This window comes from Candidatus Planktophila lacus (assembly GCF_002288325.1).
GTDB lineage: Bacteria > Actinomycetota > Actinomycetes > Nanopelagicales > Nanopelagicaceae > Planktophila > Planktophila lacus.
This window is the reverse complement of sequence record NZ_CP016780.1, coordinates 113,547-128,602: the sequence shown is the minus strand read 5'-3', so window position 1 is coordinate 128,602 and position 15,056 is coordinate 113,547. Positions and strand designations below refer to the sequence as shown.

At 46.8% G+C, this 15,056-nt stretch carries 12 protein-coding genes, 1 tRNA gene and 1 pseudogene; 11 read left to right on the top strand and 3 right to left on the bottom strand.

Annotated elements, in window-relative coordinates; translation table 11 throughout:
* Positions 1-25: 25 nt before the first annotated feature.
* From A1sIIB106_RS00605 to purU, 3 genes and pseudogenes are all read left to right on the top strand, one after another.
* Positions 26-229 (top strand): annotated as a pseudogene (locus A1sIIB106_RS00605) (FmdB family zinc ribbon protein); the annotation flags it as partial.
* A 201-nt stretch (positions 230-430) separates the two neighbouring features.
* Entirely contained in the window at positions 431-2,539 is a 2,109-nt protein-coding gene (locus tag A1sIIB106_RS00600; RefSeq protein ID WP_095676979.1) for an MMPL family transporter, read from the top strand.
* 50 nt (positions 2,540-2,589) lie between these two features.
* Positions 2,590-3,429, top strand: a complete 840-nt coding sequence (gene purU / locus A1sIIB106_RS00595; RefSeq protein WP_095676978.1) for a formyltetrahydrofolate deformylase — start codon at positions 2,590-2,592, stop codon at positions 3,427-3,429.
* 8 nt (positions 3,430-3,437) lie between these two features.
* Here the strand turns inward: purU and A1sIIB106_RS00590 are convergent.
* Positions 3,438-3,513 (bottom strand) — tRNA-Arg (locus A1sIIB106_RS00590).
* A gap of 104 nt (positions 3,514-3,617) precedes the next feature.
* Here A1sIIB106_RS00590 and A1sIIB106_RS00585 point away from each other — a divergent pair.
* The 5 genes from A1sIIB106_RS00585 to A1sIIB106_RS00565 all read left to right on the top strand — a co-directional run bounded on the left by A1sIIB106_RS00585 (position 3,618) and on the right by A1sIIB106_RS00565 (position 9,509).
* Positions 3,618-4,859 (top strand): saccharopine dehydrogenase family protein, encoded by a 1,242-nt coding sequence (locus tag A1sIIB106_RS00585; protein ID WP_095676977.1) that lies wholly within the window; start codon positions 3,618-3,620, stop codon positions 4,857-4,859.
* A gap of 15 nt (positions 4,860-4,874) precedes the next feature.
* Positions 4,875-6,548, top strand: coding sequence for a GMC family oxidoreductase N-terminal domain-containing protein (locus A1sIIB106_RS00580; protein WP_095676976.1), 1,674 nt, complete (start codon positions 4,875-4,877; stop codon positions 6,546-6,548).
* A gap of 18 nt (positions 6,549-6,566) precedes the next feature.
* Complete coding sequence (locus A1sIIB106_RS00575; protein ID WP_095676975.1) at positions 6,567-7,331, top strand: SDR family NAD(P)-dependent oxidoreductase; 765 nt, start codon at positions 6,567-6,569, stop codon at positions 7,329-7,331.
* Between the two features lie 81 nt (positions 7,332-7,412).
* Complete coding sequence (locus A1sIIB106_RS00570) at positions 7,413-8,036, top strand: hypothetical protein (protein ID WP_095670584.1); 624 nt, start codon at positions 7,413-7,415, stop codon at positions 8,034-8,036.
* A gap of 87 nt (positions 8,037-8,123) precedes the next feature.
* Positions 8,124-9,509 carry a GGDEF domain-containing protein gene (locus A1sIIB106_RS00565; RefSeq protein ID WP_095676974.1) on the top strand — a complete coding sequence of 462 codons (1,386 nt, stop codon included), beginning with the start codon at positions 8,124-8,126 and terminating at the stop codon, positions 9,507-9,509.
* Here the strand turns inward: A1sIIB106_RS00565 and A1sIIB106_RS00560 are convergent.
* Complete coding sequence (locus A1sIIB106_RS00560; protein ID WP_095676973.1) at positions 9,478-10,842, bottom strand: cryptochrome/photolyase family protein; 1,365 nt, start codon at positions 10,840-10,842, stop codon at positions 9,478-9,480. The two genes, A1sIIB106_RS00565 and A1sIIB106_RS00560, sit on opposite strands and share 32 nt — an antisense overlap.
* An 11-nt stretch (positions 10,843-10,853) precedes the next feature.
* The gene (locus tag A1sIIB106_RS00555) at positions 10,854-11,969 is read right to left on the bottom strand and encodes a citrate synthase 2 (protein ID WP_095670581.1); all 1,116 of its coding nucleotides are present in this window, start codon (positions 11,967-11,969) and stop codon (positions 10,854-10,856) included.
* Positions 11,970-12,076: 107 nt separating this feature from the next.
* Between A1sIIB106_RS00555 and pdxH the strand changes: the two genes are divergently transcribed.
* The 3 genes from pdxH to A1sIIB106_RS00540 are packed head-to-tail and all read left to right on the top strand — an operon-like array spanning position 12,077 to position 15,035.
* Positions 12,077-12,736, top strand: a complete 660-nt coding sequence (gene pdxH / locus A1sIIB106_RS00550; RefSeq protein ID WP_095676972.1) for a pyridoxamine 5'-phosphate oxidase — start codon at positions 12,077-12,079, stop codon at positions 12,734-12,736.
* Positions 12,737-12,745: 9 nt separating this feature from the next.
* The gene (serC, locus tag A1sIIB106_RS00545) at positions 12,746-13,864 is read left to right on the top strand and encodes a phosphoserine transaminase (protein WP_095676971.1); all 1,119 of its coding nucleotides are present in this window, start codon (positions 12,746-12,748) and stop codon (positions 13,862-13,864) included.
* A 7-nt stretch (positions 13,865-13,871) separates the two neighbouring features.
* Entirely contained in the window at positions 13,872-15,035 is a 1,164-nt protein-coding gene (locus A1sIIB106_RS00540) for an MFS transporter (RefSeq protein ID WP_095676970.1), read from the top strand.
* Positions 15,036-15,056: the final 21 nt, after the last annotated feature.

Here is a 15,056-nt window from a genome sequence, read left to right as displayed (position 1 = left end):
CGAATAAGAGAAGGAGTGATAGCGCGTGCCTACATATCAATATCAATGTTCTGCTTGCGAGCACGCCTTTGAGGCTTTCCAGAGCTTCTCTGATGAGCCCCTAACTTCCTGCCCTGAATGTAAGGGCGAAGTTAAAAAAGTTTATTCTGCAGTTGGCGTTGTATTTAAAGGATCTGGTTTCTATAAAACAGATTCAGCACCAAAACCTGCAACACCATCTAAATCTGAATAGTTGCTGAGATCAGTCGTCGTGATGAGGCGGCTTATCGCCTTTAATCTCTTCCTCGCGTCGCTTTGATTCGTTTTCATCCTCACGCGGATCGCGTTCATCTTTAGAAGATTCTGGGAACAGTTGTGACATGACGCGTTTCACCCCCTCAATACGCAATTCTCAATTGCCTAACTATGGCTAATCCTACATAGTTTGCTTGTGTTCGAACGCCTCGGTCATTTCATAGTTAAGCGCAGCAAGCGCGTTTTAATCCTCTTCACTCTCGGAATTCTCCTTGCCGGTGGCATTGGTTCACTCGCTTTCGGAAAATTAGATTCGGGTGGATATTCAGATCTCAATAGCGAATCTGCAAAAGCAGCAACGTACTTATCTGAAAAGTTCAAAGTTGAAGAACCTGTTGCTATTTTAATTATTGATAGCGGTGACAAGAACGTTGATGACGCTGCGATTTCACAACAAGCACTTGCAGTTGAGAAAGAAGTTGGGCAAATAGCCGGAATCTCAAAGACTCTCTCTTTCTGGTCAACAGGCGGCGCACCTAACTTGAAATCAACTGACGGTAAAGCGGCATTTTTATTTGCCTATGCAAATACCGAGGTAGGTGACTTTGATTCGATCGGACAAATTGGTAAAGATATTCAAGCTGCTTTCGATGGCAAGCGCGGAGATCTGACGATCTATGCAGCAGGTGCCGGTGTAGTCACTTATGCGATTAACCATAAAATTGAACAAGATTTGTTACTTGCCGAATCCATCGCGATACCACTGACTTTCTTACTACTTATCTTTGTATTTGGAGCACTCGTTGCATCAGCGATGCCACTGGTTGTTGGAATAAGTGCAATCCTTGGCGCTTTCTTTATTATTTATCTAATCACTCTCTTTACCAATGTGAGCATTTTTGCCCTTAACTTGATCACCGGTCTAGGGCTAGGTCTTGGTATTGATTACGCCTTATTAATGGTCAATCGCTTCCGTGAAGAGTTGCACTCTGGAAAGAGCGTTGAAGACTCGGTGCGCACAACGATTAACACTGCCGGAAAGACAGTTTTCTACTCAGGTCTCACTGTGCTTGTAACGCTTAGTGCGCTCTTATTCTTTCCATTAGATTTCCTTAAATCATTTGGTTATGCCGGGGTAAGCGTTGTTACCTTGGCAGTTCTTGGCGCGTTAATTCCGCTACCTGCAATCATGGCGCTACTTGGACACAAAATTGATAAGGGTGCTGTACGAAAAGGTGGAATAACTCCAAAAGAAGATGGTCGTTGGGCGCACACTGCGCGCAATGTCATGAAGCGACCAGTGCCTGTTGTGATTGGTTCACTTCTGTTGCTTGGAGTAATGGCTGCGCCAATTACAAATATTGCATTTGCGCAAGTAGATTCTCGCGTTCTGCCAGCAAGTGATCCTGCTGCGATTAGTTCAGCAAAGATCACCGAACGATTTAGCGGATTTGAAGGCAGCCCCATCGAAGTTGTTATTCCCAACGGTGTCGGAAGAGAAAGCCAAGTAAGTGATTTCCTTACATCGGTCGCCAAAGTTGACGGAATTGCACGCGTCGGAGAAATCGAAACTTACGGAAGTGATTTACGTATTCAAGTCATTCCGGGCCAATCTTCTCGCACCATGGATGCTGAAAGGCTAATTAAAGAGATTCGCGCCTTGGATAAACCTGCAGGGACTTTAATTGGTGGTGCAGCTGCCGATTTCACAGATTCACAGAGTGGAATCTCCAGAACTTTGCCGCTGGCACTTGGTTGGATCGCATTCTGGGTAATGATCTTGATCTTTATCTTTACCGGTTCAATTATCTTGCCGATTAAAGCGGTGTTGCTAAATGCTCTATCGCTAACTGCAACTCTTGGCGCAGTCACTTGGATATTTATCGACGGTAATCTCAAATGGTTAGTGGGTGATTTCACCGTTACCGGAACGCTAGATTCTGGAACCGTTATCTTGGTTGCCGTTGTTGTCTTTGGGCTTTCAATGGATTATGAACTCTTCCTACTCTCTCGCATTCGCGAAGAACATATGGCTGGCAAGAGCAATATCGAATCTGTAGCAACTGGTCTGCAACGTTCTGCACGCATTATTACTGCAGCAGCGCTCCTGCTCGCAGTCGTCTTCGCTGCATTTATGACAAGTGGCGTTACATCCATCAAGATGTTGGGCTTTGGCGTTTCACTCGCCGTATTGCTCGATGCCACGCTAATTCGCGCCTTATTAGTTCCAGCGCTGATGAGACTCTTTGGTGAGACCAACTGGTGGGCGCCAAAGCCGCTGCGCCGCTTCACAATGACCCACTAGGACTGACCCACTAATTTCTATCTATAACCGCTAACGCGTACCCTTACGACATGGATCTCATCGCAAATCTGCAATGCGCAGACCAACCAGGCATTGTCCATGCGATGACAACTGCCGTGCTTAACTGCGGTGGCAACATCATTGAAAATCAGCAGTTCACAGATCACACAACAAATACATTTGTGATGCGCACTCGCTTCGAAACATCACAAGGCCTGGCCGCTGCCGAGAAGAGTTTGGGCGAAGGTTTAGGAAAATTCTCACCAGCGCTACATATTCGCGAGACTGCAAAGAAGCCACGAGCGCTCGTTATGGTTACTAAAGAGAGCCACTGCCTGCGTGATTTAATGTATCTCCTTGAACTCGGTGAGCTACCGATTGAAATCCCACTAGTCGTTTCAAACCGTGAAGATCTGAAGCAGTTGGTTGAATCTCATGGAATTCCATTTATGTATCTGCCAGTTGATGTCTCAAATAAAGCTGCTCAGGAGAAGGCTATGCTGGCAAAAGTTGCAGAGTTAAAAATTGATTTTGTTGTATTGGCTCGTTACATGCAGGTTCTATCAAACGATTTCTGCGCGGCACTTCCGGGCAAGATCATCAATATTCATCACTCGTTCTTGCCAGGATTTAAAGGCGCTAAGCCTTATCACCAAGCCCATGATCGCGGTGTAAAAATAATTGGTGCAACCGCACACTTTGTTACTGCTGATTTAGATGAAGGTCCAATCATCGAACAAGATGTTGCACATGTAACTCATTCATCTTCACCTGAAGAGTTAATCGCACTTGGTCGAGATATCGAACGTCGCGTACTTGCTAAAGCGGTAAAACTCTATGCTGAAGATCGCATCTTTATCGTTGGACATCGCACAGTTATTTTCAGCTAATTCTTAATTGGTGTCCCCGGCGGGAGTTGAACCTGCGACCTACCGCTTAGGAGGCGGTTGCTCTATCCACTGAGCTACGGGGACCTGCGTAAAAGTTATCTTCGCTTGGCAAAGGTTATCTCTACGATTAACATAGGGCTAACGCGTTCAACAATGAATCGTGTGTATTAAAGAATGAAAGGCCACCCATGAAAGCGCTCGTTATCGGCGCAGGCGGAGTTGGCAGGGCAATAGCAAATATCGCATCTCGTCGACCATTTATTACTTCAATGGTCATTGCAGACCGCAACCTGTCACGCGCCGAAGAAGCAGTAGCAAGAGTAAAAGATCCCCGCTTTTCAGCTGCGGAGGTGAACGCCGCAGAACTCGAGGATATTCGCGCACTGATTCGCAAGGCCAATCCAGATATTGTCATTAACGCCGTAGATCCGCGCTTTGTTATGCCGATCTTCTTAGCTTGTGAAATTGAAAATACAAATTACATGGATATGGCGATGTCTCTTTCTCGTCCGCATCCGCATTACCCAAATTCTGAAACTGGAGTAAAGCTCGGCGATGAACAATTCGCTCGTGACTGGAACTGGTGCGAACGCGGTATTTACGCGCTAGTCGGTATGGGTATCGAGCCAGGAATGAGCGATGTCTTTGCTAAATATGCATCTGACCATCTCTTTAGCCGAATCGATGAAGTAACCATTCTCGACGGTTCTAACTTGGTAGTTGAAGGCGCTGACTTTGCTCCATCTTTTTCAATCTGGACAACTATTGAAGAGTGTTTGAATCCGCCACTAGTTTGGGAAGATGGTCGCGGTTGGTTTACAACTGAACCATTTAGCGAGCTAGAGGTCTTTGATTTCCCTGAAGGAATCGGGCCTGTTGAGTGCGTAAACGTTGAGCACGAAGAAGTTGTTTTGATTCCGCAGAAAGTCGATGCCAAGAAAGTTAACTTCAAGTACGGACTTGGTGCGCAATTCATCACAACTCTAAAGACAATTCATATGCTCGGTATGGATCGTAAAGAGACAGTTGAAGTTCAAGGCCACCCCGTTTCACCGCGCGATCTGCTTGCCGCATCTCTTCCAGATCCAGCAACTCTTGGTGAACGTATGCGCGGAAAAACTTGCGCCGGCACTTTAGTTAAAGGCCTTGATAAGTCAGGCAAACCATATGCGTGCTACATGTACAACGTTGTAGATAACGAATGGTCAATGGCTAATTACGGAGATCAAGCAGTTGTTTGGCAGACGGCAATAAATCCAGTTATTGCGATGGAGTTATTGCACAAGGGAACATGGAAACCAGAAGGTGTAAACGGCCCAGAATGGTTTGATGCCAAGCCTTTCCTTGATCTACTTGAAGAGTACGGAACCAGTTGGCATATTCGTGATGAATCAACAGCTGGAATCTCAGTCGAGGAGTTAACCGTTTAAATACGGGAGGCTGCGATGGCAAAGGAATTGCAGTTCGATGTCGTAGTAATCGGATCCGGTTTTGGTGGATCCGTTACTGCGCTTCGATTGCGCGAGAAGGGTTACACCGTAGCTGTCCTTGAAGCCGGAAAGAGATTTGCAGATAAGGACTTCCCTAAGACCTCATGGCGCGTAAATAAATTTCTATTTGCGCCAGCACTCGGTTGTTTCGGAATCCAAAGAATTCATATCCTCCCCGATGTACTTGTCCTTTGTGGCGCAGGCGTTGGCGGAGGTTCACTGGTCTACGCCAATACTTTGTACCAACCTGGCGATAAATACTTCCAAGATAAACAGTGGGCAGATATCACTGATTGGAAACGCGAACTCGAACCTTGGTATGAACAAGCTCGACGCATGCTGGGAGTTGAAGAGAATCCTTACTTCTCGCCATCTGATGTGGCTATGAAATCAGCGGCAACCAAGATGGGCGTTGGACAAACTTTTAAGATGGCGCCACTTGGAATTTACTTTGGAAAAGGTGAAGGCGTAGCAGCGAGTGATCCTTACTTTGGTGGCAAAGGACCAGATCGCAAAGGCTGCACAAACTGCGGTGAATGTATGACCGGTTGTCGCCACAACGCAAAGAACACTCTGCCCAAGAATTATCTGGGTCTTGCTGAAGGTGCTGGTGCAAAAGTATTTCCAATGACAACGGTTACAGAATTCGAAGAGCGTAGCGATGGAAAATGGAGAATTAAAACTGAGAAGACCGGAGCTTGGGATGGCTCGCGCGGACCAACCTTTATTGCAGATCAACTTGTGGTTGCTGCCGGAACATTTAACACTCAGAAGTTATTGCATAAGATGAAACGTAAACAATTACCACTCATTTCAGATCGCCTGGGCGCGCTATCCCGAACAAATAGTGAAGCCCTCACTGGTGCGCTTATGGATAACCGCGATAACGATTTCAGTCGTGGAGCAGCTATAACCTCTTCCTTCTTTCCTGATGAACATACCCATATTGAACCTGTTCGTTATGGCAAAGGAAGCAACTTCATGGGCTTGCTGCAAACGATCATGACTGATGGATTTACTGGAAAAGAAAGGCGTCGCCATTGGTTAAAGCAGTTCTTCGCTAAGCCTTCGCTGCTGTTGCGAATAATTGATGTGCGCCACTGGAGCGAGAAGACGGTAATCGCACTTGTTATGCAAGATGTTGACTCAGCGGTAACCGTAAAGGGAAAGCGCGGTTTATTTGGATTTAAGTTAACTTCCAAGAACGATAGCGATAAGCCAAATGCGACTTATATTCCCGCGGCTAATCAAGCGGTGCGACATATCGCAAATGAATATGGTGGAATCGCAGGCGGGCATATTGGAGATTTAATCAGTGCACCATTTACCGCCCACTTTGTTGGCGGCTGCGTAATTGGGGCAGATGAAAAAACTGGAGTAATCGATCCGTACCACCGCGTTTATAACTACCCAACTCTTCACGTAGTCGACGGCGCTTCAATCACCGCAAATCTGGGTGTGAATCCATCGCTAACAATTACTGCGCAAGCAGAGCGCGCAATGTCATTGTGGCCAAATAATGGTGAGGCTGATCAGCGTCCCGCACAAAACGCTCCTTACAAGTATCTTGCTCCAATACGACCTAACGATCCAGTTGTTCCGGCCAGCGCTTATGGCGCTCTTAAGTAAATTACTTGCGGAGGCGATATGAAAAAGTGGGCTCTAGTAACCGGTGCAACCGCCGGAATAGGTGAAAGCTTCACTCGCTTACTAGCTGCGCAAGGATTTAATCTGGTTTTAGTCGCGCGCGATGAGGCTCGCTTGCACGAAAGAGCACAAGGGCTAAAAGATAATTTCGGCGCCGAATCTGTTGTGATCGTCGCTGATTTAGCAACTGAATCTGGTTGTGCCAAAGTTGAAGAGTTTATTAAGAGTAATGAGATTGAAGTGCTGATTAATAACGCCGGCTTTGGAATAAATAAAGCATTTACGATGAGTGATTTGGCAAAAGAGGAGGAAGTTCTCAAAGTTTTGGTTCGTACACCTATGCGTTTAATGCATATTGCACTTCCTGGGATGAAAGAACGTAATTCAGGAACGGTAATCAACGTCTCATCGGTTGCTAGTTTTATTGCAGGCGGTGCCTACAGCGCATCAAAGGCGTATCTAACTGTTTTGAGCGAATCACTTCACACCGAACTTGCTGCAACCAAGATAAAAGTTTCAGCGCTCTGTCCGGGATTTACTCGCACAGAGTTTCATCAACGCGGCCGTATGAAGATGGCGGGATTGCCAGAGTTCATGTGGCTTAACTCCGATCAACTTGTCGCGAAAGCTTGGAAGGATGCGCAAGCAGGTAAGGCGGTCTCGATTCCGGGATGGCAATACAAACTCTTAGTGGGTTTTATAACTCTGGCTCCACGGCCGCTGGTCCGCAGGGTTGGTATGAATTTGCGAGTCAAACAACGCTAATTCACACGCTTTTCTCCGTTTGTATCCCATAGATCAGCCCTCTGGTTGGCTAACATAGCCTCATCATCAATGGAGGTTTTCATGTTTCGTAAGGCCATCGTCGTAGCCGGAGCCACCGCTCTCGTACTCGCATCTATCACTGCAGTACCAGCAAGTGCTGCAACCAAGGTCAGCAATGGCGTTGCTTGTAAAAAGGCTGGCCAAACCACAAAGGTAAGCGGTTCTTCATACCGTTGTGCAAAGAACCCATTGGTCAAGAATTCAAAGCTAACTTGGTTGTCACTGGATTGCCTTAACACAGCAAATACCTATAACAAGGCCGTTGCAAACTTGCCAAAGATCAAAGCTGCGACAGATGAAACTGTTGCAAAGCTCGATGCAGATATGGCCAAGCAAGCGATTGAAACTGAGAAGGCTAATAAATTGATCCCTGAATATCAGGCAAAGATTGCAACGATCAATACTGCGCTAACAGCCTTGCGAGCAGATACTGCAAATCTAACTAAGAACAAGGCGACTATCGATAAGTATGCCGCAGCGGTTCGTAGCTATGAAGCAGCGATTAAGGCCTACTCAACTGTTGGTAAGCAGGGTGATCGCAGTGAGCGAGCAAAAGAACAAGCGCTCAGCCAATATGAGAGCTCAAAGACCGATATTGAGACCACACTTGGCATGGCCAAGTTGATCTGCAGCAAGGGTTTCTAACTCTTACAGTTAAACTCTAAATCGAATTTGGTAAGCCTTAGGTTAGCCCTATTCGTTTTGCTTAATCGCACGCCTTAACTTACGTGGGTGCGAACCCATCTAATCTGGAATTGGTTCGCTCCGGCTATTTTGGCCGGACATACTGCCGCCAAACTTCTGCAGATAAATGCTGGAATGGTTCTAGATCTATTTCTCTTTAACTTAATTATCGTTGCCGCGATTATCTCGCTAATCCGCGCACCGCTGCATAGTGATCCATTTGCCATCTCTTTCACTGCGCTAGCAATTGCCTCATGGGGAATCGGTTCACTTTATTCGAGCCTTGCTCAATTCTTTAACTTCAGCGCTAATTCTTTATTGTTTTCAAATATCGCATATGCGCTCTTCTATCCTTTTGCTTTCTTGGCAATTCCACGCATTCTTGGCCGGAGGCAGCGGCTGCGTTTACTTGAGCTGCTAGATGCGGCGATCTTTGGGCTGGGCTTGAGTTCAATAGTTACTGCGTTGATTCTTATTCAATTTATCTCCAATATCCCTGGGGATAGCACGAGCGCCTTCTTTGCAGTCTTATATCCCGTCTGCGATATCGCTTTGGTGGTTATCGCGATTGTTAGCGCAGTTGTCTCTGGATTTTCAAATAGATCAGCGCTTTTGATATCTGGAGTTACGATTTTTGCAATCACTGATTTCTATTTTCTTTGGGCGCAAATTACTAATTCCTACCAATTTGGACAGATCAGCGATAACGGTTGGTTGTTCGGAATAACCATCATCACCTTCTCTTTATGGGAAGCGCCAAATAATCTGCAGCCTGAAACCAAAATACATCCAGCGTTAATTGCAGTCTCAATCTTTATCAGCCCGGCGCTGCTATCTGCAATTGCGCTCCGTCCTGATTACTTCCCGATCTATGTTGTTATTCCAACGATCGCAACGTTATTTATGGCTTTTATAAGAATGACACTTGTAATCAGACAAGCAAGTAATTTAGGTGAAGAGAAGATCTTGGCGCGCACAGATGAGTTAACTGGTCTACCCAATCGTCGCCGTTTAGTTGCTGAAATCGGCGCGCTAAGTGGCGTGGAAGGTGCGCTACTTTTATTGGATCTAGATGGATTTAAACCAGTTAACGATCAATACGGACATGAGATGGGCGATCAAATTCTGCAACAAGTTGCGATGCGCTTTAGTCGATCACTACCAACGGGATCTGTTTTAGCAAGGCTTGGTGGAGATGAGTTTGGAGTAATCGTGCTAGGTAGCCCCGATACAACTTTAGAAGTTGCACATGCGTTGCGAGCAACGTTGAGTTATCCATTTAATGTCGGTGGAAATCAAATTTTAATTAGCGTAAGTATCGGACATGTTAGAAACGATAAGAACGGTGATTTACTGCAACGGGCTGATGCTGCTATGTATGAAGCAAAGCGCAGCGGTGTGGCTATTGTGGAGGCAGCGGCTTATCAGCCTTGATTTCCTTAAGTCTTTCAAGTGATTCCAGACGTTCGGCCGCGTGATCAACAATTCGCTCAACATATCCCTTTGAATATCCATCTAAGTAAAGCCATGGCTCGTGTATCTCTGCCGCAGATAAATGAGCTAGCTCAGGAACATATTTGCGAATGTAATCGCCGTTTTCATCAAAGCGTCGACCTTGTTCAATTGGATTAAAGACTCGGTAATAAGGTGAAGCATCGGTTCCAGTGCCAGCAGTCCATTGCCAGCCGTGAGCATTTGATGCGGGATCAAAATCAACTAAGTGTTCTGCAAAGAAACGCTCACCTAGTTGCCATTCAAGGTGCAGGTCTTTAACTAAGAAAGATGCCACGACCATGCGAGTGCGATTGTGCATCCAACCTTCTTGAACCAACTGACGCATCGCGGCATCAACAAATGGATAACCAGTTTTTCCTTCACACCAAGCTTTAAATTGTTTGCCGGGTTTGTCGTAACGCATCGCCTTAAATTGTGGTGCGTAGTAATCGGTATCGGTGTGCGGGTTGTTAAAGAGAACATCGGCATAAAACTCGCGCCAAGCAATCTCTTTACGGAAAGTATCGTGCGCCTTGGAATCGCCTAAGTTTTGGATCAAAGTACGCGGATGGATCTCGCCAAACTTTAAGTAGGTACTCATCTTGGATGTGCCATCAATTCCAGCAAAGTTGCGGTTTTCGTCGTAACTATCGAGGCCTTTCTTAACAAACTCTTTAAAGCGAGCCAGGGCCGCTGCTTCTCCCGCTTGAATTACTTCAACACCAGCAGGCATTGGAAAATCAGGAAAAGCACGGTACTTAGCAGGTGGAGTTGACGCTTTAATTTCTTTTGGAGTCTTGGCGGGTGCGCGCCAACCATGTACACACCAAGCACGATAGAAAGGTGTGTAAACGCGATATGGAGTTCCATCGCTTGGCTTTACAACTCGACCCGGTGCAACTGCATAAGGACTGCCGGTGCGGATTAAATTGATGCCAGCCTTTTCAACACGTAGATCACGTTCTGCGCCAAAGCGTTCGTACTCAGTTGAGATGTGAACTTCGGAAACTCCATAAAGTTCAATAAGTTCTTTTAAGACTTCAACTTGATCGCCTTCAATAATGTGCAATTTATTGCCAAGTGATTCATCGAGTGCGCGAAGTGATTGACCCATATAGGCAAGGAGTTTTGCGCCAGCTTCAGCGATCTGAGTTTTATCGAGGATAAAGACAGGAACTATCTCATCGCTATTTTCAATCGCTGCAACTAAAGCAGGGTGATCTGAAATACGCAGATCCCGTCGAAACCAAACAATGTTTCGACGTGTGGCCATTACTTTGCGCTTTAGAGGTGGAGCATTCCGACTGAGTCATCCCAGCCGTCAACATCTTCAGGTTTACGTGGGCCTTTGCCAACATAACGTGCAGATGGACGGATCAAACGACCCGTGCGCTTCTGCTCGAGAATGTGTGCAGACCAACCTGCAGTACGAGCTGCAGTAAACATTGAAGTAAATAGTGGTGCTGGTACTTGTGCAAAGTCCAAGATAATCGCTGCCCAGAATTCAACGTTTGTCTCCAAGACGCGATCTGGTTGGCGCTCACGAAGCTCTTGCAGAGCAGCCTTTTCAAGCGCTTCTGCAACTGCATAACGTGGTGCGTTAAGTTCTTTAGCAGTACGACGAAGTGTGCGAGCGCGTGGATCTTCGGCGCGGTAAACGCGGTGTCCGAATCCCATCAAGCGCTCTTTGCGATCAAGTAAGCCCTTTACATAAGCAGTTGCATCGCCCGACTTTTCTACTTCTTCAATCATGTGTAATACACGTGATGGAGCGCCACCATGAAGTGGACCTGACATCGCACCGATTGCACCAGAGATTGCTGCACAAACATCTGCGCCAGTTGATGCGATTACGCGACCGGTAAATGTTGATGCGTTCATTCCGTGCTCTGCTGCTGATACAAAGTATGCATCGATTGCGCGAACGTGAAGTGGATCAGGCTCTCCGCGCCAACGAATCATCATGCGCTCAACAACTGTGTGAGCCTTATCAACTTCTGATTGCGGAACCATTGGCTGCCAAGTTCCGCGAGCTGCCTGAGCTAAATATGAAAGAACCATTACAGATGTGCGGGCAAGGTTGCTGCGCGCTTCTTCATCTGAAATATCAAGTAGTGGTTTGAAACCCCATGCTGGTGCCAACATCGCAATCGCTGATTGGATATCTACGCGCACATCACCTGAGTGAACAGGTAGTGGGAATGGTTCAGCATTTGGAAGACCAGGATTGAAGAGATCGTCTACTAGTAGACCCCAAACGTTTCCGAAGGTAACGCGACCAACAAGGTCATCGATATCAACGCCGCGATAACGCAGTGCGCTGCCTTCTTTATCTGGTTCTGCAATTTGTGATTCGAAGGCGATAACGCCTTCCAGGCCGGGTTTGAAATCATCTGACATGCTCCAATTCTGCACCGTCCGAGGGGGTGCTGACGACCACCAATCCAGGAAATCACTAGGAAGTCCTAGAAGATGACGCAGAGGTAAAAGTGAGGTTCGATACATCTATGAGCGAACTCGACCGTGAAGCGATCCGTGCCATGCGCCGTTCTTACGGCGAGGTCGGTCTCGAGAATTTACCCGCTGATCCATTCGCCGCGTTCAGCACCTGGCTAAAGGAGGCGGCGGCGAATGACTTTATCGTCGAAGCTAACGCGATGGTGCTTTCAACCTTGGGTCTGGAAGAACATATCTCTACACGCACCGTTTTGTTAAAAGATATTTCTGAAGGTGGCTTTACCTTCTTTACAAATTACTCATCGCGTAAAGCACAGGAGATGGAGCTAAATTCGCAAGTCACACTTTTATTTCCCTGGTTTGCGATGGAACGCCAAGTTTCGATAAGTGGATTTGTCGAAAAGATTTCCGAAAGTGAATCAGCCGAATACTTTGCTTCGCGTCCTTGGTCCAGCCAAATCGGCGCATGGGCAAGTGCGCAATCCTCACCACTTTCATCGCGCGAAGAACTTGAACAACGCTTCGCTGGTGCATCTGAGAAATGGCCAGAAGGAACAACCGTTCCAAAGCCACCACATTGGGGCGGCTATCGCGTTACGCCGATCAGCATTGAATTCTGGCAAGGGCGCTATTCAAGGCTGCATGATCGCTTGCGCTATGAGCGGGCTAACAGCGAAACCGAGTGGGAGATAACTCGCTACTACCCTTAGGCTTAGCCCATGAGCGCAGATATTAAGATCCCAGATAATCTCAAACCACGTGATGGCCGTTTTGGTTGCGGTCCATCAAAGATTCGCCCCGAAGCACTTGCTGCACTTGGCGCATCTGGTTCATCGATTCTCGGAACATCTCACCGCCAAAAGCCAGTTAAGAACGTGGTTCATCGCGTGCGCGAAGGACTTAACTCACTATTTACGCTGCCAGAAGGTTATGAAGTTGTACTCGGAAACGGCGGATCAACAGCGTTTTGGGATATCGCAACATTTGGTTTAATTGAAAACAAATCACAGCACTTAGTTTTCGGCGAATTCTCTTCAAAGTTTGCATCAGCTGCAAAGGAAGCGCCATTTCTTGGCGAGCCAACTGTGATTAAGTCAGAACCTGGTTCACACCCACAAGCAGTTGCTGAAGCTGGCGTAGATGTTTACGCACTTACTCACAACGAAACTTCAACTGGCGTAGCGATGCCAATCAAGCGCCCTGCCGGAACAGATGGTGCGCTAGTTCTTGTTGATGCAACAAGCGCTGCTGGTGGCCTGGAAGTTGATGCAAAAGAATTTGATACTTATTACTTTGCGCCACAGAAATCATTTGCATCTGATGGTGGACTTTGGCTTGCGCTAATGAGCCCTGCCGCAATTGCGCGCGCTGAGAAAATTAAGGCAAGTGGCCGTTGGGTGCCAGCGTTCTTTGATCTTGGTATCGCGATTGAAAACTCACGCCTTGATCAGACTTACAACACCCCTGCTCTTATGACTCTGGTGCTCCTTGCGGATCAGATCGAATGGATGAACACCAATGGCGGACTTAAATTCGCCGCAGGCCGCAGCGCTGAATCTGCAGCGAAGTTGTACTCATGGGCAGAAAAGACTTCTTACACAACGCCATTTGTCATTGATCCGGCAATGCGCTCAAAGGTTGTCGGAACAATTAACTTTGATGAATCAATTGATGCAACTGCAGTCGCTGCAGCCCTGCGCGCTAACGGAATCGTGGATACTGAGCCATATCGCAAGCTAGGTAAAAACCAACTTCGTATTGGTATGTTCCCGGCTGTTGATCCAAGTGATATTGATGCGCTAACTGCCTCAATCGATTTCGTTGTAGCAGCGCTCTAAAGCTCAGATGCCAAAGACGTTTGCGCGTAACGGGCAGTTCTGGCTGCTCGCACTTCAAGTAGCGACAGTTAACTTCTTTACTGGCGGTTTCGGTCCTTCTCAAGCTTTACTTCGCGAAGATCAGGGCACATCACTTGGCGTTGCTGGACTTCACGGAACCGCGATGGGCGTTGCCGCAATAATCGCGGGCGGGATGAATTCAAAGTTGGTCCACCGCTTTGGTCGTTCAAATACAACTTGGATTGGCTTAACAGTCTTTTCCATCGGTATCGTATTTTTCGTCTTTGCTCCCCCAGTACAACTAACTCTGCTAGCAACACTTATTGCAGGTTGGGGAATCTCAGTTGTTATCAATAACGTAAATACCGCTGGGTCTCATGCATTTGCAGAACGTTCACATACTGCTGTTGCACAGATCAACGCTGTTGCTATCGCAGGATTTGTGACTGGAAACTTTGTTATTGGATCAACGGCAAATATTGTCCGCGATCAATGGCGCGTAGGAATGTTGATCACCATTCCCTTTATCTTGGCGCTGTTTATCAAGGGACGTAAGTTCGAACCAGATTCTCATATCCCTGATGAAGATGGTCCACAACGCGGAAAACTCTCGCGCGGATTCTGGTTCTCATTTACTGGATTCTTCATCTCGATCAGCGCCGAGTTTGCAACATCTTTCTGGTCAGCATCGTTGATTAGTGATCGCACCGATGCAAGTGCAGCTATTTCGACTCTGGCAGTAATCGCCTTTGGTACAGGAGTTGGTACTGGACGTTGGTATGCCGGTCGCGTCTTAAAACGTTTCCACGCCGATGAGCAGTTGAAGATCGCACTTACACTGCAATTTATAGCATTTGGATTCTTCTGGTCTTCGCACAATCTGGTGCTCTGCCTTGTAACTTTATTCTTTGTTGGACTTGGAATTTCAGTTCAATTCCCACTATTTACCTTGCGTATGGTTGCATTTAGCGAAGGCCGTCCTGATTTATCTATTGGTAAGAGCTCAATTGCAGCAGGCATCGCCATTGCTTGTTCTCCGCTATTGCTCGGAATCTTGGGCGATAACTTCGGAATTTCACGTGCGTACATCATGGTTCCAGTGCTTATCGCACTTGGTTTTCTTATGGTTACGCTCTCACCATCAAAGCATTTGGGCGCGAATAATATTTAAATGAACTACCGCACTCGTAGA

Excerpts from the sequence above, each read along its gene's own strand:
- A1sIIB106_RS00555 (WP_095670581.1), bottom strand. The coding sequence starts at position 11,969 with ATGTCAGATGATTTCAAACCCGGCCTGGAAGGCGTTATCGCCTTCGAA.
- purU (WP_095676978.1), top strand. The coding sequence starts at position 2,590 with ATGGATCTCATCGCAAATCTGCAATGCGCAGACCAACCAGGCATTGTC.
- A1sIIB106_RS00585 (WP_095676977.1), top strand. The coding sequence starts at position 3,618 with ATGAAAGCGCTCGTTATCGGCGCAGGCGGAGTTGGCAGGGCAATAGCA.
- A1sIIB106_RS00560 (WP_095676973.1), bottom strand. The coding sequence starts at position 10,842 with ATGGCCACACGTCGAAACATTGTTTGGTTTCGACGGGATCTGCGTATT.
- pdxH (WP_095676972.1), top strand. The coding sequence starts at position 12,077 with ATGAGCGAACTCGACCGTGAAGCGATCCGTGCCATGCGCCGTTCTTAC.
- A1sIIB106_RS00580 (WP_095676976.1), top strand. The coding sequence starts at position 4,875 with ATGGCAAAGGAATTGCAGTTCGATGTCGTAGTAATCGGATCCGGTTTT.
- A1sIIB106_RS00570 (WP_095670584.1), top strand. The coding sequence starts at position 7,413 with ATGTTTCGTAAGGCCATCGTCGTAGCCGGAGCCACCGCTCTCGTACTC.
- A1sIIB106_RS00540 (WP_095676970.1), top strand. The coding sequence starts at position 13,872 with ATGCCAAAGACGTTTGCGCGTAACGGGCAGTTCTGGCTGCTCGCACTT.
- serC (WP_095676971.1), top strand. The coding sequence starts at position 12,746 with ATGAGCGCAGATATTAAGATCCCAGATAATCTCAAACCACGTGATGGC.
- A1sIIB106_RS00575 (WP_095676975.1), top strand. The coding sequence starts at position 6,567 with ATGAAAAAGTGGGCTCTAGTAACCGGTGCAACCGCCGGAATAGGTGAA.